Annotated in this window: 14 protein-coding genes and 1 pseudogene; 5 read left to right on the top strand and 10 right to left on the bottom strand. The window is 34.2% G+C overall.

Going from position 1 to position 18753, the window contains the following annotated elements:
- Window positions 1-404 precede the first annotated feature (404 nt).
- The 5 genes from GTZ96_RS09245 to GTZ96_RS09225 all read left to right on the top strand — a co-directional run bounded on the left by GTZ96_RS09245 (window position 405) and on the right by GTZ96_RS09225 (window position 8578).
- Entirely contained in the window at window positions 405-2360 is a 1956-nt protein-coding gene (locus tag GTZ96_RS09245; RefSeq protein ID WP_161643506.1) for a glycoside hydrolase family 97 protein, read from the top strand.
- A 657-nt stretch (window positions 2361-3017) separates the two neighbouring features.
- A complete protein-coding gene (locus GTZ96_RS09240; protein ID WP_161643382.1) occupies window positions 3018-4196 on the top strand; it encodes a DUF4861 family protein in 1179 nt (392 codons plus the stop codon).
- 10 nt (window positions 4197-4206) lie between these two features.
- Window positions 4207-5871 (top strand): glycoside hydrolase family 43 protein, encoded by a 1665-nt coding sequence (locus GTZ96_RS09235; protein ID WP_161643380.1) that lies wholly within the window; start codon window positions 4207-4209, stop codon window positions 5869-5871.
- Window positions 5872-5930: 59 nt separating this feature from the next.
- Complete coding sequence (locus tag GTZ96_RS09230; RefSeq protein WP_161643378.1) at window positions 5931-7172, top strand: glycoside hydrolase family 88 protein; 1242 nt, start codon at window positions 5931-5933, stop codon at window positions 7170-7172.
- An 86-nt stretch (window positions 7173-7258) separates the two neighbouring features.
- A complete protein-coding gene (locus GTZ96_RS09225; RefSeq protein WP_161643376.1) occupies window positions 7259-8578 on the top strand; it encodes a sugar porter family MFS transporter in 1320 nt (439 codons plus the stop codon).
- Window positions 8579-8841: 263 nt separating this feature from the next.
- On the opposite strand, the gene GTZ96_RS09220 is transcribed toward GTZ96_RS09225, so the two are convergent.
- From GTZ96_RS09220 to GTZ96_RS09175, 10 genes and pseudogenes are all read right to left on the bottom strand, one after another.
- The gene (locus tag GTZ96_RS09220) at window positions 8842-9681 is read right to left on the bottom strand and encodes an energy transducer TonB (RefSeq protein ID WP_161643374.1); all 840 of its coding nucleotides are present in this window, start codon (window positions 9679-9681) and stop codon (window positions 8842-8844) included.
- Between the two features lie 431 nt (window positions 9682-10112).
- Window positions 10113-11501 carry an MFS transporter gene (locus tag GTZ96_RS09215; protein WP_161643372.1) on the bottom strand — a complete coding sequence of 463 codons (1389 nt, stop codon included), beginning with the start codon at window positions 11499-11501 and terminating at the stop codon, window positions 10113-10115.
- Window positions 11502-12229: 728 nt separating this feature from the next.
- On the bottom strand, window positions 12230-12910 hold the full coding sequence (locus GTZ96_RS09210; RefSeq protein ID WP_161643370.1) for a hypothetical protein: 681 nt from the start codon (window positions 12908-12910) through the stop codon (window positions 12230-12232).
- Window positions 12911-13155: 245 nt separating this feature from the next.
- Entirely contained in the window at window positions 13156-13707 is a 552-nt protein-coding gene (locus tag GTZ96_RS09205; protein WP_161643368.1) for an RNA polymerase sigma factor, read from the bottom strand.
- Window positions 13698-14804: a glycosyltransferase gene (locus tag GTZ96_RS09200; protein ID WP_161643366.1), complete on the bottom strand. Its 1107-nt coding sequence runs from the start codon at window positions 14802-14804 to the stop codon at window positions 13698-13700. Before GTZ96_RS09200 ends, GTZ96_RS09205 begins: the two co-directional genes overlap by 10 nt.
- Window positions 14805-14912: 108 nt before the next feature.
- Window positions 14913-15977 (bottom strand): UDP-N-acetylmuramate dehydrogenase, encoded by a 1065-nt coding sequence (gene murB, locus GTZ96_RS09195; protein WP_262890578.1) that lies wholly within the window; start codon window positions 15975-15977, stop codon window positions 14913-14915.
- Between the two features lie 81 nt (window positions 15978-16058).
- Window positions 16059-17129 carry a glycosyltransferase gene (locus GTZ96_RS09190; protein ID WP_161643362.1) on the bottom strand — a complete coding sequence of 357 codons (1071 nt, stop codon included), beginning with the start codon at window positions 17127-17129 and terminating at the stop codon, window positions 16059-16061.
- 47 nt (window positions 17130-17176) lie between these two features.
- Complete coding sequence (locus GTZ96_RS09185) at window positions 17177-17854, bottom strand: DUF2461 domain-containing protein (RefSeq protein ID WP_161643360.1); 678 nt, start codon at window positions 17852-17854, stop codon at window positions 17177-17179.
- 19 nt (window positions 17855-17873) lie between these two features.
- The gene (locus GTZ96_RS09180) at window positions 17874-18263 is read right to left on the bottom strand and encodes a rhodanese-like domain-containing protein (RefSeq protein WP_161643358.1); all 390 of its coding nucleotides are present in this window, start codon (window positions 18261-18263) and stop codon (window positions 17874-17876) included.
- 371 nt (window positions 18264-18634) lie between these two features.
- Window positions 18635-18753, bottom strand: a pseudogene (locus tag GTZ96_RS09175) (IS1595 family transposase); the annotation flags it as partial.

Here is an 18753-nt window from a genome sequence, read left to right as displayed (position 1 = left end):
ATTTTATCTTTTTTTTTAAGTCAGTTTTAAAAATTATAGCAACGATTGTATTTTTAATCATATCATTATTTATAATTCTTAGATCCTATTGATTTAGAATTTTTTTTGGTTCTTCACCAAATTAGTAGAATAAAAAAGACATTTATTGATTAATGAAAAATTTTGTAATTGTAGCAAATTATACTTTAAAAATAGGTGTTTATTTAAACTTTAATTTTCCAATAACCAAATTTGGCTTTTCCATTAATCTTGGAGAAGAACTATTTTTTTAATCTTTTTTAGATTGTAAAAAAAGATTTTATCAATAATTAAATGTAAGAATTCTGTTTGATTTATTTCTTTTTGAAACTTAATATTCTAAAAGATTGAAAGCCATCATCAATCAACTTTATAACAATGTAAATATGCATAAAACCCTAAAATTATTTTTTAATGTTCTTTCATTTTTAATAGTTGTTGTCACTACGGCTCAAACTTCTAAAATTAAACCGCTATTTGAAAAAAAACTGTCTTCCCCTGATAAAAATTATGAGTTTGTTATACAACAAAAACAGGATGTTTCAGGGGCAAATAGTTTGACTTATCGTTTGAATTTTAAAGGAAAAACAGTGGTGATGGAGTCTGAATTAGGTGTGTTGATAGAGAATCAAACTTTTGAGTCCGCTCTTGCCGTGCCTAATGATACTTGTAAAGTATGGGGAGAGAATTTGAAATTTAAAGATGTTCAGATAAATAGTGTGGATCAAACCTGGAAACCTGTATATGGGGAAAATAAATTGATTCGTGATAATTATAATGAAATGATTTTGTCTTTTAGTAAAGGTGACGAGACGAAAAAAGTAGCTACAGATGCTTATGATAAAAGCAAGGGATACTTTATGAATGTAGTTGTCCGTGCTTACAATGAAGGTATTGCCATACGTTATCATTTTCCGGAGCCAACAAACGGATTGTTCCTTCATATAGTAGGTGAGCAGACTCAATTTACAATGCCTGAAGGAACTTTGGCTTATTATGAGCCATGGGCACAGGGACCTTATTCTTTGTTACCGTTAAAAGATTGGAAAGGACAAAGCGAACGTCCGCTAACAATGAAGCTGAGTAATGGATTAACTGTGGCTCTTGCCGAAGCACAAATGACAGATTACGCCCGAATGAAATTTAGTTTGAACGAGACTAAATCGAATACACTTCAGGCTACAATCTATAGCAGTGTTGATGTAATTCCGGCTTATTCCACTCCCTGGCGTGTTATTATGGCTGTAGATAAAGCAACTGATTTGATTGCTAATAACAGTATTATTTTGAATTTAAATCCTGAAAGTCAATTAAAAGACGTGTCTTGGATTAAACCGGGAAAAGTGATACGCGTAGCAAAACTAACGCAGGCTGATGCTAAAAAATGTGTTGATTTTGCAGCCGAAAGAGGATTACAATATATTCATTTGGATGCCAGCTGGTATGGGTCTGAAATGAAGATGAGTTCAGATGCTACTAAAGTATCAGAAGCAAAAGATCTTAATGTTCCTGAACTGGCTGCTTATGCTGCTTCTAAAGGGATTGGGCTTTGGGTATATGTTAATCAGCGTGCATTGATACAGCAATTAGATACGATTTTGCCATTATATAAAAAATGGGGTATCAAAGGAATAAAATTTGGTTTTGTGCAAGTAGGAAATCAACGTTGGACGACATGGTTGCATGAAGCGGTAAAAAAATGTGCCGAATATGGTATGATGGTAGACATACATGATGAGTATAGACCTACCGGTTTCAGTCGTACTTACCCTAATTTAATGAGCCAGGAAGGAATTCGTGGAAACGAAGAAATGCCTGACGCTAATCATAACACCATTTTGCCATTTACCCGATTTTTAGCTGGGCCAGCCGATTATACAATAGCCTATTATTCTAAAGCAATTAAAAATACGCATGCACATCAATTAGCATTATCGGTGGTTTATTACAGTCCTATTCAGTTTATGTATTGGTACGATCAACCTTTGGCCTATCAGGGGGAACCCGAAATAGAATTTTTTGATAAAGTACCTACGGTTTGGGATGAAACCAAAGTTTTGAACGGTGAAATTGGGAAATATATCACTACTGCGAGAAAATCAGGAAAGGATTGGTTTGTGGGAAGTATTACCAATAATGAGGCACGAACTCTGGAACTGAATTTTGATTTTTTGGATGCCAAAAAAGAATATAAAGCCAGAATTTATTCTGATGATGAAAAAGTGAAAACCAAAACTCAGGTAGCCTTAAAAGATGTAGTTGTTAAAAAAGGGTCGAAAATAAAAGTAAATCTTAAGGTGTCCGGCGGGGCAGCGATTTGGATCAGCGAAATTAAAAAATAATGCATTTGATATAACTTAAAATTATTTATGAAATAGGATATATGTTTTAAAAAAGAAACTATAACGAATTATAATAATCTCTAATTAACATACTATGACAAAAGTAATTATTTACAGACTCTCTCTTTTGATTGGCATTTGTTTTTTAATAATTGGATTTTATCTCGTGAGATTGGAAAATATTATAGGAGATTTTTTACTTGGACTAGGATTTATTTCGGCACTGATTGTTCTTGTTTTAGGACTGAAAGATGTTTTTTCTAATGAAAGAATTAATTGAGGAGAAAGAATTATGCAGTTAATAGGATTTATTTTTATTACATGTATAGTCGGATATTTTATACTTCCCGATTTATAAAAACAGAATTGATAAATAAAGTCTGTAACGAACAAAGGCTATAAAAAAATGGGGTGAATTAAATAATCGGAAGTTTTGTTATCCATACTTATTTGATATCTATTACAAAGGCAACAATAAACTAAGCTTTCTAGAAGAATTTAAGTATGAAATTGCCATTTAAGAAAATTTTACGTGAGTAAATGAAAGCAATTGAATAGCTGTAAAAATAAATAGTAGTTGAAAAAGCTGATAAATATAAAACCATTCGAGTTCGCGAAGCATACCATAATATAACAGTAGCACATAATAATTTAAAAATGAATAAAATAGTCTCTTTCATAGGAATTCTGATTTTGTTTTCCAGCTTTTCCAGCGAAAATAAATTAAGCAAAAAGCTGGTAGTCGAAAACAAACTTCATTTTGACAGAAATGAAGTAGTAAGTATTCGTTTGAATGCCAATAAAAGTCTTTCTAAAATTAAAGATTTTAGTACGGTATTGGTGAAAGATGCAACTGGGAAATTAGTAGTAACTCAATTAATTGACAATAATCTTGACGGTACTCCAGATGAGTTGTTGTTTCAGGCGACTGTTCCTGCAAGGTCTAGAGTAGTTTATACTCTTTTTACAGATTCTAAACTTAGAACACCAAAGAGTTCTAATACAACCTATGCCCGTTTTGTCCCAGAACGTATAGACGATTTTGCTTGGGAAAACGACCGAGTGGCTTTTCGTACTTATGGCCCACAAGCTCAACGTTTAGTAGAAGAAGGGAAAGAAGGCGGAACGCTTTCAAGTGGTATTGACCTTTGGTTTAAAAAAGTAAATCATTCGATTATTGATTCCTGGTATGCCAAAAATGTAGTGGCTCCCGGATATTATCATATCGAACACGGCGAAGGATACGATCCGTACCATGTGGGAAGCAGCAGAGGTTCTGGAGGAACAGGAATTTGGGAAAAGGACAGTTTGTATATTTCTAAAAACTATACTAAATACCGCATAATTGCAACAGGTCCTTTGCGAACTATTTTCGAATTAGATTATGCGCCTTGGAGTAAATATGAGGTTAAGGAAACTAAAAGAATCTCTCTTGATTTGGGTTCTAATTTTTCAAAATTTGAAAATAAAATAAGTTCAAGCAGTGTAATTCCAAATTATACTTTAGGAATTACACTTCATAAAGAAAAAGGAGTGGTGGCCATCAATGCTCAAAACGGAATTTTTCGTCATTGGGAACCCATCGACAATTCTTTTGTAGGAGAAGGAATTGTGATTGATCCCAAAGTTGTAAAATCAGCAATCGATCATCGCTCTAAAGCGGCTGACCAAAGTCAGATCCTGATGGTAACAACGCCTAAAAATAACACATTGACGTATTACGTAGGTTTTGCCTGGACAGGAAGTGCTCAGGTGCAATCTGTTCAAGATTGGGATGCGATGTTGGAAAAACAAGCACAAATTATTCAAAATCCATTAGCTGTTACAATTAAATAAAATGCGAATAATGAGAAATAAAAGTTTCTTTTTGGGTATAGGTATTTTGATTATCAATGGATGCAGTTCTATTGATAAAAAAAATAATGCTCGTATCCTTCAAGAAAACAAAATAGAAAACTATGTGTCTGAGGTTTGGAAATCAGATCAGGGCGATGGCACTTTTATCAATCCAATTTTGCATGCTGATTATTCCGATCCCGATGTGATTCGCGTGGGGGATGATTATTATATGACCGCCAGTAGTTTTAATTGTGCCCCAGGCTTACCGATTTTACATTCCAAGGATTTGGTGAATTGGACCATTATTAATTATGCGATTAACAAAATAGTTCCTGAAAAGGTTTTTGATGTTCCGCAACATAGCAAAGGAGTTTGGGCTCCGGTAATTAGATACCACAATAATGAATTTTATATCTATTGGGGAGATCCTGATTTTGGGGTGTATATGGTAAAAACCAAAAATCCAGCCGATGTTTGGGAAGCTCCCGTTTTGGTTATGGAAGGCAAAGGGATTATTGACCCTTGTCCGTTATGGGACGGAGAAAAAACTTATTTGATTCATGCCTGGGCGGGAAGCCGCGCCGGAATTAATAGTCTGTTGACCATCAATCAAATGAACACTGAAGGGACTAAGGTTATTGACGAAGGAAAACATGTTTTTGATGGTCATGAAAAACACCATACGCTGGAAGGACCAAAATTATATAAAAAGGACGGTTACTATTACATTTTTGCTCCTGCGGGAGGCGTGGCAACAGGATGGCAGTTGGTATTACGTTCCAAAAATATTTATGGTCCTTATGAAGAAAAGGTAGTATTAGAACAGGGAAGTACGAAAATCAATGGCCCACACCAAGGAGCTTGGTTAACTACACCTAATGGAGATTCCTGGTTTTTTCATTTTCAGGACAAAGATGTGTATGGAAGGGTTTTGTTTTTAGAACCGATGAGTTGGGAAAAAGACTGGCCTGTATTGGGGAAAGATTTAGATGGGAATGGCATTGGCGAACCAGTTTTAAAATATGAAAAGCCAAATATTGGCAAGCAATATCCTGTTCAAACACCACAGGAAAGTGATGATTTTAAGGATGGGAAATATGGAATTCAATGGCAATGGTATGGAAATCCATCTATTAAGTGGAGTGCACAAATTCCGGGAACTGATTATTTGAGGCTTTTTTGTATGAGTAAAAAAGAGTTGCCCAATTTATGGGATGCTCCCCATTTATTATTACAAAAATTACCGGCAGAAAATTTCACGACCACTACCAAAGTAAAGTTGAATATCGAATGGGAAACAGCCGGGAAAACGGCTGGTTTGTTGATGATGGGGCAGTCGTATGCCTATGCTGGAATCAGTTTTGAGGACGGTCATTTTTGGGTGAAGCAAGTCTCTTGTACGGATGCCATCAGTGGGAAGTCGGAAAAAGTTATTGAAAAGAAAAAAATCCAAAAAAATGAGGTCTTTTTGAGAATGGAAGTAAAGGCTCCGGATGCCAGCTGTTACTTCAGCTACAGCGAAGACGGGGTTCATTTTCAATCGATAGGAGAAAGTTTTAAGGCGCAAAAAGATTTATGGATCAGTGCTAAAATGGGAATTTTTTCTGTTAGTGAAAGTACTGTCAGAATGGGGAGTTATGCCGATTTTGATTGGTTTAAAGTGTCAAAATAAGCCGAAATATATTTAAAAAATTAAAAGAAAAAATAGTAAAGTAAAAGTAAATCAGTAAAATGAAAAAAATATTGTTTTTTGCCATGACAATGACAATTACCATGGCTAGCTGTCAAAATAAGAAACCAAAAGCGTTTGACATCGATAAAAATTTAGCATATTGTGTGGTACAAGCCAAAAAGACCTTGACTGTAGCACCTGATAGTCTGGCTATTCCCAGAAATATTGCTCCAGGTGCTAAGAACTGGAATTATGTTGGTTATGAGGATTGGACAAGTGGATTTTGGCCAGGGGTTTTATGGTATTTATATGAATATACCGGAGATTCTGTTTTAAAAACTCAAGCAGATAAGTATTCTCGTTTCTTAACCCCATTGTCTGTTCGTTCTGCAACCGATCATGATTTAGGGTTTCAGGTATATTGTAGTTTCGGTAACGGATTGAGATTGACCCAAAATAAAGATTATAAAGATATTATCCTGAAAACATCCGATACTTTGGCAACCTTGTATAATCCTAAGGTGGGAACTATTTTGTCCTGGCCGGGAATGGTGAAAGAAAAAAATTGGCCACACAATACCATCATCGATAATATGATTAATTTGGAAATGTTATTTCAGGCTTCAAAAATGGGAGGCAGTAAATCTTTATACGATATGGCTGTAAAGCACGCTGAGGTAACTATGAAAAATCAGTTTAAAAAAGATAATTCAGTGTATCATGTAGTGGTGTATGATACGCTTACAGGTAAAAAAATAAAAGGAATGACACATCAGGGATATTCTGATGATTCGATGTGGGCCAGAGGTCAGGGTTGGGCTATTTATGGTTACACGATGGTGTATAGAGAAACGAAAGATCCTAAATTCTTAGATTTTGCACATAAGGTGACTAAAATTTACCTAGATCGTTTGCCTAAAGATTTAATTCCATATTGGGATTTTGATGCGCCAAATATTCCCAACGAACCAAGAGATGCCTCTGCTGCGGCACTTGTTGCTTCGGGATTAATAGAATTATCAACCTATACAAAAGATAAAGCATTGGCCAAAACCTATTTAGATAAGGCGGAAGCCATGTTAGCTGAATTATCGAGTTCAAGATACCAAAGCGGTAATGCCAATCCAGCTTTTTTATTGCATTCAACGGGGCATTATCCGAATAAGAGTGAAATAGATTATTCGATTATTTATGCCGATTATTATTATGTGGAAGCTTTAGTACGTTTGAAAAAATTGAAATCAGGAAAGGATATTTTAGCTCCGCTTCAAAATAATAAACTTATTGTCGCTAAAAAATAATAATTATAAATCCATCCTGATTTGGGCTGGGTAAACAACGAATCTATCAACAGGATTTTTACTATTCAAACAATAAAACAAATATTATGAATAAAATACTTTTATGGTCTATTACGGCAGCACTGGCCGGTTTCTTATTTGGTTTTGACACCGTTGTGATTTCGGGTGCCGATAAAAAATTACAGGAACTATGGCATACTTCAGATGTTTTTCATGGTTCTGTAGTCATGGCAATGGCATTATGGGGTACTGTTATTGGAGCCATTTTTGGGGGAATTCCAACCAATGCCTTAGGAAGAAAGAAAACATTAATCTGGATTGGGGTTTTGTTTCTGGTTTCAGCGATAGGTTCGTCTTTAGCTAGTGATCCTTATACATTTGCTTTTTTTAGATTTTTAGGAGGTTTAGGAATTGGAGCTTCTACTATTGCGGCACCTGCTTATGTTTCTGAGATTGCACCTGCAAAAGACAGGGGGCGTTTGGTTTCCTTGTACCAGTTTAATATTGTGTTGGGAATTTTAATGGCATTTTTATCTAATTATTTGTTGAGAGACGTAGGAGAAAATGCCTGGCGATGGATGATAGGGGTAATGGCTTTTCCTGCATTTCTTTATACATTAATAGTTTTTGCGATACCGGAAAGTCCAAGATGGCTGTTATCTAAATCCAGAAATGAGGAAGCGAAGAAAGTATTACAACAAATTAATCCTGATGCTGAAATTGAAGAATTAATTGCGGAATTGCATATTGGTGAAGACCATCATGTAAAAGGCGAAACTATTTTTTTAAAGAAATACAGATTCCCTTTGATATTAGCCTTTTTGATTGCGCTTTTCAATCAGTTATCGGGTATTAATGCGTTCTTGTATTATGCACCGAGGATTTTTGCAGAAGCAGGATTAGAAGAAAGTGCTGCTTTGATGAGCAGTATTGGAATTGGTGTGACCAACTTAGTGTTTACCCTTTTTGGAGTGTTTTTGATTGATGTTTTAGGGCGTAAAGTACTGATGTATATTGGTTCTATAGGGTATATCATTTCTCTTGGTTTGGTTTCGCTAGCTTTTTTTCTAAAATGGCAGGGAATGGCAGTGCCTATTTTCTTGTTCCTGTTTATCGCCTCACATGCTATCGGGCAGGGGGCAGTAATCTGGGTATTTATTTCTGAAATTTTCCCCAATCATCTACGTGCCAGCGGACAGGCATTCGGTTCCTCAACACATTGGGTGTTGGCTGCCATTATTCCATCAATGGTTCCTTTTTTATTCTCGACAATAGGAGCTGGAACGGTGTTTTTAATCTTTGCCGTAATGATGGTATTCCAATTGCTTTTTGTGATGTTTATGATGCCGGAAACTAAAGGGAAAACTTTGGAAGAATTGCAGGAAACGGTTTTTAAGCAGAAGTAAAATAGTTTTTTTTAATAATTTAGAAAGAGGTCTTAATGACCTCTTTTTTTGTTCCAAGATTTAAGTATAATACCATTTAGAATTATAAAACAGTTTTTTGTTTACCTCACCCCAACTCTCTCCAAAGGAGAGGGAGTTGGAAAATTGGATTATTTTATATTCCTAAATGGTATTATTTTAGCATAAAAATAAAAAAAGTCGGAAGATTTTTCTTCCGACCATGACTACACTATGGCTGCCTTTAATTTTATGGGAGAGTAATGCTAATTGATTAGTACCGTGATAGGCAGGTTGTAAGCCGTTCTTACTGGTTTTGAATGAAGCATTCCCGGAGTCCATTTGGCTTTTATGGATTGTAATACCCGAATGGCTTCTTTTTCTAAAACAGCTCCCGGATTGTTCATGACTTTGATGTTACTCATACTGCCGTCTCTCTCCACTACAAAAGAAACAAAGATGCGAACATTTCTGTTTTCGTCTAATGTTGGACTGTTAAAGTGATTTCCAATATAGCGGTAGAATTTTTCTATTCCTCCCGGGAATTGTGGTTTACTGTCTAATAATTCAGTGGTCACAAGCTCGGTTCCATTAGTGTTCGAAATTTCCGTTCCTGTTCCGTTCCCTGTTCCATTAACGACACTTTCGCCAGTTGAAGTGCCAGTACCATTAAGGGCTGTTCCTGTGGTAGTATTGTCAATAGGATTATTTCTCTCTAAGATAAATTTAGTATCAACGGCTTGGGTTGCGCTTACCACGGTTGGGTTAATGAGTTGTTTGCTGTCTATTTTATCGACAGCTTTTTGCTGTTGAGCTGCTGGAAGTGGAGCTGAGGCAGCCTTCTTTTTATTTTCTATTGAATAAATATCTTTTAGCTGAATTACTGTTTCTGTAAAATCAGGAGCGGTGGGGACACTAATGCTCTTTGGACGGAGTAGTAAATTGGGTAGAATTATTAATGCGGTACATACTAAAATACCAATACAAAGGGCATGAAAAGAAGTTTTGGTGGTTTCTTGACGTAGTTGAAATGCGCCGTACTCTTTGTTTCTGTTTTCGAAAACTAGGTTAATCCAATTGCTTTCATAAAGACTGTGATGTGACATAAGATATAGATTTAATGGTTAAGGATTCAGTTAAATCGGTATGCGTATGTGGTATTTTTATTTAGAACGATTAAGATACGGATTTAGTATGTAATTTCCGTAGTGTTTTTGAAAATAATTTAGAATAATTATAAAGATGGTAATTAATGCCTTTAGATTAAGGATTCGTTTATCAATTGCGTCTGGCTTTAGCCAGATGATGAAATTGATATAAAGATAAGGCTTTAGCCAAAATCAATACGATTTAGGCTAAAGCCAATTTAGATTCTTATTTTAAAACGGGCTAAAAGCCCGTTCCAATTCATTTTACACAATCTTATTAAGTAACTTCACAAAGTGTTTAAGCTATTTGCTTATCCTTGTGTTGATATATCCGAGCGATCGGGTACATTTAATTTATTCCTAATATCCTTTGTGGATTTTAAATTATGTTATTTTGATTTTACAAAAGATACAGCAGGTACTAGTTCGCCGTTTACTTCGATTACCGCTTCTTTATCTTTAACTGCAAATTTTACAGCTAAAACAACTGCTCCCGTTATTAGAATGATGATTCCTAATATATAAAAAGCATTTGTGTAATCAATTAAATCTTTAGTTTGAGACACACCCGTTTCATCAATTACATCTTTAGTAAACTTAACTGCTTTGGCTTTGAACAAGAAAGCGATTAACATTGCCCCAATATTTCCACCTGCTCCTACAATTCCTGCAACACTTCCTATAGCTTTTGGATTTATGAATGGTACAAGACTGTATGTTGCACCGTTTGCCATTTTTAAACTCATTCCAAACAAGAACATTAAGAAGATAGCAACCCCTAATTGATCAGTCATACCAAAGAAAATAACTCCGATGCCTTCCAAAACAAGCAGTAATGCGAGCAATAAATTTTTACCTGAAAAACCATAGCTTTTACCTACTTTGTCAGCAACTATTCCTCCTAGTGGTCTTGCAAAAATATTGATAATCCCAAAAATACCTGCGCAGATTCCTGCTGTTTTTAAACTTGCACCAAAAGTGTCCGTGAAATAAATAGGAGCAAAATTATCAATAGTGATTTCAACACCAAAACAAGCAGCATAAGCAATGGTTAAAACCCAGGTACGGTAATCTTTAACAGCCAGCATAAATGTGTTTTCTTTATTCTCATTTTCAATTCCAAGTTCTTTATAGTTACCATTTGGTAAATCTTTGGTAAATCTGAAATATAAAAAAGCAAAAACCAATAACATTACTCCAGGAACAATCATTGCATATCTCCAGCTGTCTTCCTGAGTACATACTCCTAATCCTACGAATCCTGCTGCTATAAGAGGCATGGTAATATTCGCTAAACCGGCACCTGCGTTTCCGAAACCACCTGCTGTCGCATTTGCAGTTCCCTTAATAGATGGAGCAAACATTACTGAAGTATGAAACTGTGTAATAACAAAAGAAGCTCCAATAACACCGATAGCCAATCTAAAAAGCAAGAAACTTTCATAAGTCTGTGAAGTACCAATTAATAAGACCGGTACGGAACAAATTGCTAATAACCAGGTATAAGTTAATCTTGGTCCAAATTTATCAACTAATCGGCCTATTAATAATCTGGCGATGATAGTTGCCGATACAGAAGCAATTTGAATGTTACCTAATTGGTCTTTTGTCAGGTGCAATTGTTCTTTAGCGATTGGCATAAGTGATGCCATACCAAACCATGCAAAAAAGCAAAAGAAAAAGGTTAGCCAGGTAATGTGGAATGTACGCATTTGAACGCCCTTGCCACTAAAAATGTTTAAACTAGAAAGCGGTTGATTTGTTGAAATTGAACTCATTTTTAAAAAAATTAATTGTTTAGCACTTTTTTTTCTAAGTATCTAACTTATCTCTAAGTATTAAGCTTAACTTTAAGTATATTACTTATTTACAAGGCAAAATTAGACGCATTATTTTGATTAAAAGTTGCGAAAACGCAGTTTTTGAAAAAAAATTAAGTATTTTTACGTAAGTATTTGTTCTAAGTATATTAAGGTTGGTCTTATTAGGGTAAAAAAAATCCACAGTTTACAAGGGATGTAAGGCTGTGGATGAGTAAATTTTTAGGTAGTTAGAAAAATTTATAAGGATTGAGAAAATTTTTAATTTTTCTGGTATTTGTGCGAAAAAACTTTTTTTTAAATGTTTAAGCATTAAGAGATTATGAAATTTTGGTTGGAAATTAACACAGAATCTTAATGATAAAAAAAATATCGTTTATTATGGGGTTTAAATGTGAGATGCGTTCTTTAATGAGCCGCGTTGCAAACGCTCTGTTTTGTTTTAAAAGAAAGTAGGTCCTCGTTGCAAACGAGAACCGGAGGAGGAGTTTTTACCCGCAATCTTGTCATTCCGAGGGACGAGGAATCTCATCTAGTAACTCCATTAAGTGTTAAAGCTATTTGATTATCGTTCTGGGCACGGAAAACATTCCGGCGCTATTGTTGTGTTGATATATCCGTGAGGTTGGGTCTAAAGCCCATTCCAATTCATTCATTTCAAGAAGTATTACCGCACTATCATTGCATTATAGCCAAGGTCTGAAGTGTAATTTTTCAGTCATAGAATCAATTGATCTTCCATACATATCGCTATATGTTATTTGTATAGAAAACTTATTTAGCTGAATTCTAATGAATTCTGTAAAGTCTTGATTATGATTGTTTTCGTCTAAGAAATATAACTTTAAGATACAGTGAGATTTTTCCTTTCCGATTGCACCGCTATCAGAATTTATTGCGAATGAATCAATTTTTGGTGTCACACTATATTCAAATTCTTCATTTTCTATAATATCACTTAGAGCATCATAGAAATCATTAAATTTTTTTCCAGAATTATTATTAATTGTAATATTTGTAAGTATCATTGGTCCTAAACCAATATTCTCTATTGAAATACTTAAAACATCTCCAGTATCTTCATATAATAAATTTGAATATGGTCTAGCTAATTCTTGCAAAGTCCATTTATTTCTGTCATCTTCAATTTTTATTAATTGAAAACTCAAGTAAGCGAATATAATTAAGTTTAATAATGTAAGAATGGGATTCAGTATTCCACTAAAGTAATTTGCAAAATTAATCCAATCATCATTAATGTCTGAAAAATTTAGACTCCCAAATTTTGATAGATATAAAATTACAGATATAAATATGAATAACATACTCAATACCAATATCACAATTATTAATTTTCTTCCGTTCATAAGTATTTATTTTGAGTGGTCTTTGATTCGGTTGCGCTAAACTAATTTATACTTGTGTAAAATTATTCAGGTTTGTTTAAAACTGTAGTATAACAACGTTAATTTTGTTCTACGGATCATTTTTATTTGAGTTACACAAATTTAAAAACTTTTCTTACTTGTAAAAGAAATGGCAGTATTATTTACAGCGACACTAAAAATCAATTCTTAATGCAACTTAAATCTCTTAATGGTTTGAAAAAAAATTATCTACGGTTGTTGATAATCTCAGCTAATAGTTTCTTAGCTCTTAGGAGTTTTACTTTGACGTTGTTTAGAGGTTCGTCAATTTTATTAGCTATTTCCTGATAGCTCATTTCCTGAAAGTAACGCAGTTGGATTACTTCCTGATAATGCGGTTTTAATTCTTTGATGTATTGCAGCAATTGCGAGAGGTTTTGCTCGGTAATCAATTCGTCTTCTTTTGACGGACTGGTGTCGGCAATATTGTAGGCTTTCTGGTCTTCCTGTTCAGTAATTTCGACAAAAAGACTGGATCTTTTTTTGCGAAGCATATCAATATACACATTCTTCGCAATAGAAATCAACCAGGTGTTAAATTGGAATTCAGGATTGTAAGTGGCTATTTTGTCGAATGCTTTCGAAAAAGTTTCAATGGTAATGTCTTCGGCGTTGGTCTCGTTTTCGGTGCGTTTGAGCATGAATCCATAGACCTCACTCCAATAATGATTCAATAGAAAAGTAAAGGCCGTTTGGTCTCCTTGTTTGGCTTTTTCTATTTGAGTTTTTATTTCCAATTGACTGGTTTTGAAAAAATATTAGTGATAAAGACATTGATTTGTGTAAAAACAAGCGCAATCTCTACAATTGGAAACCAAAATTTAATGTCCTTTTCTTTTAATTTTCCAGCTGAAATACCAATGATAAACCAAGCACATAAATAACGTAAACCAACTAAACTCAATACTAGAATCCATTGGAATTGGAAAGATAATAATAAAGTTGCCAAAACAATAAATAACAATTGCGAACTATAAAATAAACCCAATTGCAATTGATCTGTGGTTTTGTAATGCTTTGCGGTAGCTACATGTCTTCTTTTTTGGGTAAACCAATCTTTGTATTTTGTTTTTGGTGCCGAATACGTAAAACTTTCTGGCGTGTACGCTACTGTGGTGTTACTTCCGTTAGCGGCTTCGTTAATAAATAAATCATCGTCGCCTGAACGCACTTGGATGTGATTGATAAAACCATTTACATTGAAAAATTCTTCCTTTTTATAGGCTAAATTTCGACCCACTCCCATATAAGGATGTCCCAGTTTTGCCCAGGAAAAATACTGAACTGCGGTAAGCAAAGTTTCAAAACGAATGACTTTGTTCAGGAATGAATTGGCAATTTTTTCATAGCCTCCATATCCTAAAACAATCGTTTTATGTAATGTAAATTGCGAACTCATAGCAGTGATCCAGTCTTTAGATGTTGGGTGACAATCGGCATCAGTAAATAGCAAATATTCTTTTTTAGCGGCTTTGATACCTAATGTTAAAGCATATTTTTTATTTCCCCAAAAAGCCTCGTTGTTTTCTACTTTAACGAGACGAATGTTAGAATATTGTTTCTCGAATGCTTCAAAAAGTTCTAAGGTGTTATCGCTCGAAGCATCGTCGATTAAAACTATCTCAAAATCAGGGTAGTTTTGCTCGGCTAACAACGGAACAAACTTCGCTACATTTTCTTCTTCATTTTTAGCACAAACGATAACCGAAATAGGAATTCTTTTGGGTGTTATTTTTTGCGCTTTGGCGAAAGCAAATTTCCCAAAAACACTTAAATAATACGCAATTTGAATAGCAACAATAGCAATAAAAAAGTAAAGAATCAGTATAAGCATCAGAGTTTAATGGGTTTTTTAATCGAGTGCAAAGGTATGAATAGAATTAGGATTTGAAAATGATAAAATATGAATTTTAAAAGAAAAATTTCAAGTCTGTTTTTCTGTTTATATAATGTTTACTTCGGCCTCAATATGAATGCCAAAAGTTTCAAAGACAGTCTTTTGAATGTCTCTGGAAACGGCTAAAATTTCTTGTCCTGTTGCGTTGCCATAGTTTACTATAACCAAAGCCTGATTTTTATGAATTCCTGCATCACCAAAACGTTTTCCTTTAAAACCAGCTTGTTCAATTAGCCAACCCGCAGGAACTTTTACTTCGGTTTCTGAAACATTATAGAATTTCATCTCCGGGAATTTTTGGTGTATTTTTTCGAAATCGGATTTTAAAACAATTGGATTCTTGAAAAAACTACCGCTGTTTCCCAGTTCTTTTGGATCGGGTAATTTACTTTGTCTGATAGTAATTACGGCGTTGCTTACGTCTTTTAAGGTAGGATTTAGTCCCGAGGCTTCGGAATTGTTTTTTTCTAATTCAGCTAAAATATCTCCGTAAGAAGTATTGATTTTATGGTTGCGTTTGGTCAGTTTAAAAACCACCGAAGTTATAATGTACTGGTCTTTTACATCGTGTTTAAAAATACTTTCGCGGTATCCAAAATTACATTCTTCGTTGTGGAATACTTTTGTTTCCTGGGTTTCGATATTAATTGCATCGCAAGAAATGAAAGTATCTTTGATTTCGGCTCCATATGCGCCAATGTTTTGAACGGGAGTTGTACCCACATTTCCTGGAATTAGCGACATGTTTTCCAGTCCGCCAAAATTTTGTTCGATGTTCCAAAGTACAAATTCGTGCCAGTTTTCGCCCGCCTGACTTTCAATCCAAACAAAATCATCGTCTTCCTTAATGATTTTCTTTCCTTTTAAATCAATATGAATCACTAAAGCATCAACATCTTGAGTCAATAACATATTGCTTCCACCGCCCAAAACGAATTTTTTCTCAGAAGAATATTGTTCTAAAATGGTTTTCAATTCGGCGATACTGTGAACAGCAACAAATTGTCTGGCTTTGGCTTCAATGCCAAAAGTATTGTAGTTTTTTAAAGAAAAATGATTTAGAATTTCCATAAAAGAAAGCGCTTTTTTAGTCGTGAATTGAAGGTTCAAAAGTAAGGATTATAATTTACTAGTATGATTTTTTATGAAGTTTAGACCACTTTTTAATTAAAAATAACCTTAGTAAACTTGTCATTTGACAGCTGTGCTATTATCAATCAATTCGTGGTATTTATCCGCAATAATTTTCATATTGGTTTTGTAATTGACATGATCCTCCATGAATTTTCGGTTGTGTAGCACAGCATTGTTTCTGAAATCTTTGTTTTCAAAAGCCCAAATTAGTTCATTGGCAAGCATTTCAACATCGTCAACAGTAATTAATTGTCCGTTTTTGCGATGGCGAATCCAACTTTGATTTCCGGAAATGTCGCTAACAACGGGATAACATCCGCAGGCCATGGCTTCAAATAAAGAAGCCGAAACGCCTTCGGTTATAGGCATACTTAAATAAAAATTGGATTCTTGTAAAAGCTTGGGTAAGGCTGTATTTAGAATTTTTCCCGTGAAAAGGACTTTGTTTTCAATGTTCAATTCTTTGGCTAATTCTTTTAAAAAAGGAAGTTGCTCACCATTGCCAATGATAGTCAGACTAAAATCAATTTCTTTTTGATGTAAAATCCCAAATGCTTTTAAAACATGATCATGTCGGTATTCCGGTAAAAGAGAGCGAGTAACAATGGCAGAGATTTTATCAGGCTGAGCCGTATTTTTATTTTTGAATTTTTCTAAATCAATTCCCTTTGGTAACACCATAACTTTTTCCATATCCACTTTGGCTATAAGCATAGAATCAGCTATAACAGGTCCCCAAGCGTGAATGAAGGTAGCTTTTTTGAAAGCATAATTTTGAATGATTTTTTTAAGTGGAATCGTGATGGAATCTTCGGGCCATAAATCGGTTTTTCCTTGTTGGGCTATTGCTGTAGGTTGTAATCCCGAAAGTACCGCCAGAAAACCATAACTGGTGGTTCTTTCGGCAATAATCATATCGGGTTTTTGTTGGCGAATACTTTTTTTGATGCTGAAAATGGCCAATAGAAATTCCAACGTGCGCAGGATTTTATTTGGAAAAGAATTATTGGGTGTTTGCAGTTCCCAGGTGATAATTTCAAAATCCCCAAATTCCTTTAAGCCGTTCATCCAGGTTATGGCATCGGCACGATAGGTTTCACCAAGAAAAAGTATTTTTCTTTTTTTCATCAGCTAATTTGATTTTTTTTTTGCAGACAGATCTGTGGTTAACTTTTTTAAAATTCGTCGGTTTCTAAGGCTCGATTCATGAACTCGTTCAGTGGTTTCAAAAGGAGGAGTTTTTGGCTCATTTTCGAAACAAAATCTTTTTTAGTTACTTCAGAAATGTCGAATTTTTGAATGGTTTCGAAACTTTTTAATTTTAATAATTCAATGGCAGGATGGTCTTTTTCGTAACCTCTGGGTGGATTTTTAAGCAGGCTTTTTTCATTTCGGCTGAAATCGCCAAATTCTCTTTTGAAATTGGGTTCGTTCAAAATAGCTTCTAAATCTTCATGGAAAAAAGCGATTTCTTTACGCACTTTTTTTAAATCATCGGCTTCAGGGGCATAGAAACCACCGGCAATAAAAGAACCGTTTCTGTCGATATGCACATAATAACCCGCACGATTGAGACCTTTTAAACCTGAAGACAACCAAACCCCCAAGTGCGATTTATAAGGTGATTTGTCTTTAGAAAACCGAATGTCGCGATTGATTCTGAAGGTACAGTTTTTTACTTCGAGCATTTCTAATGCAGGATCCATAGGCTTCATGGTATCCAGAAAAACACTCACTAACTGATGATAATCTTTTTTGAAAATCTCATAGCGTTTTTTATTATCCTGAAACCATTCTCGGTTGTTATTGTCTCTTAAATCGTCTAAAAATTGTAGTGATTCTTTTGTAAGCATGAATGATGACTTTTGGTTTTTATTGCGCTGTTTTTGTTTCGACACTCCATTTAAGGTAACCGCCGTCTAGGTTGTAGATTTTTTTGAATCCTAATGCTGATAGTTTTTCAGATGCTTTCAGGCTTCTTCTTCCGCTTTTGCAATACACATAAACGGGTTTGTTTTTGTTGAATTTCTCAGTGTTTTTAACGAAATTTTCTCCTTGCCAATCTACATTTGTAGCATTGTCGATATGTCCTGCAGCAAATTCTTCGGGAGTACGAACATCCAGAATTTGTGGTTTTTGAGTTGTTTTTATTTCTTTTGCGAAAGCAGTAACTTCAACTGTTTTAATATTTGTTGCGGTTTGGGCGTTTCCGGAAAATAGTGTGAATAAGAAAATTAACGAGAATAAGATTTTAGATTTCATAGGATTTGAATTTTAATAGTCTCAAAAATAGTCAAAACGATACACTTTAATGCATTTTACTTTTAGTTTGTAAATTTTTTTTGCCACGGATTAACACAGATTTAAACGGATTAATCTAGTAGTAATTGAAATTATTCGTTGTTAAGTAATCAGAATGAAATAATGTCGTCTTTTTAAACATATAAGTCATATAAGTTTTTATTTTTTCATGATTTAAAACTTAGATTTTCAAAATATAAGTACATATAAGAATTTAGCATACGTAAGAATAATTTATTGTCACATAAAAACACTGTTTTATCTTATATGATCTAATTTATAAAACCATAATATTAATTAAGTAAGACACTAAAGAAAAAAAACTTATTGAGTTATACACTTAATATCTGTTTTATGTTTTTTTGATAAATCGGTTTTGCATTCACCATTCTTTCTATGGATTTATGAAAAATACTTGTTTTAAATTGAGAACGGTTTATCCTAAAACAAA

Source organism: Flavobacterium undicola, assembly GCF_009909155.2.
GTDB lineage: Bacteria > Bacteroidota > Bacteroidia > Flavobacteriales > Flavobacteriaceae > Flavobacterium > Flavobacterium undicola.
Note: the sequence above shows the minus strand (reverse complement) of the source record. Positions and strands in the feature narration are given on the sequence as shown.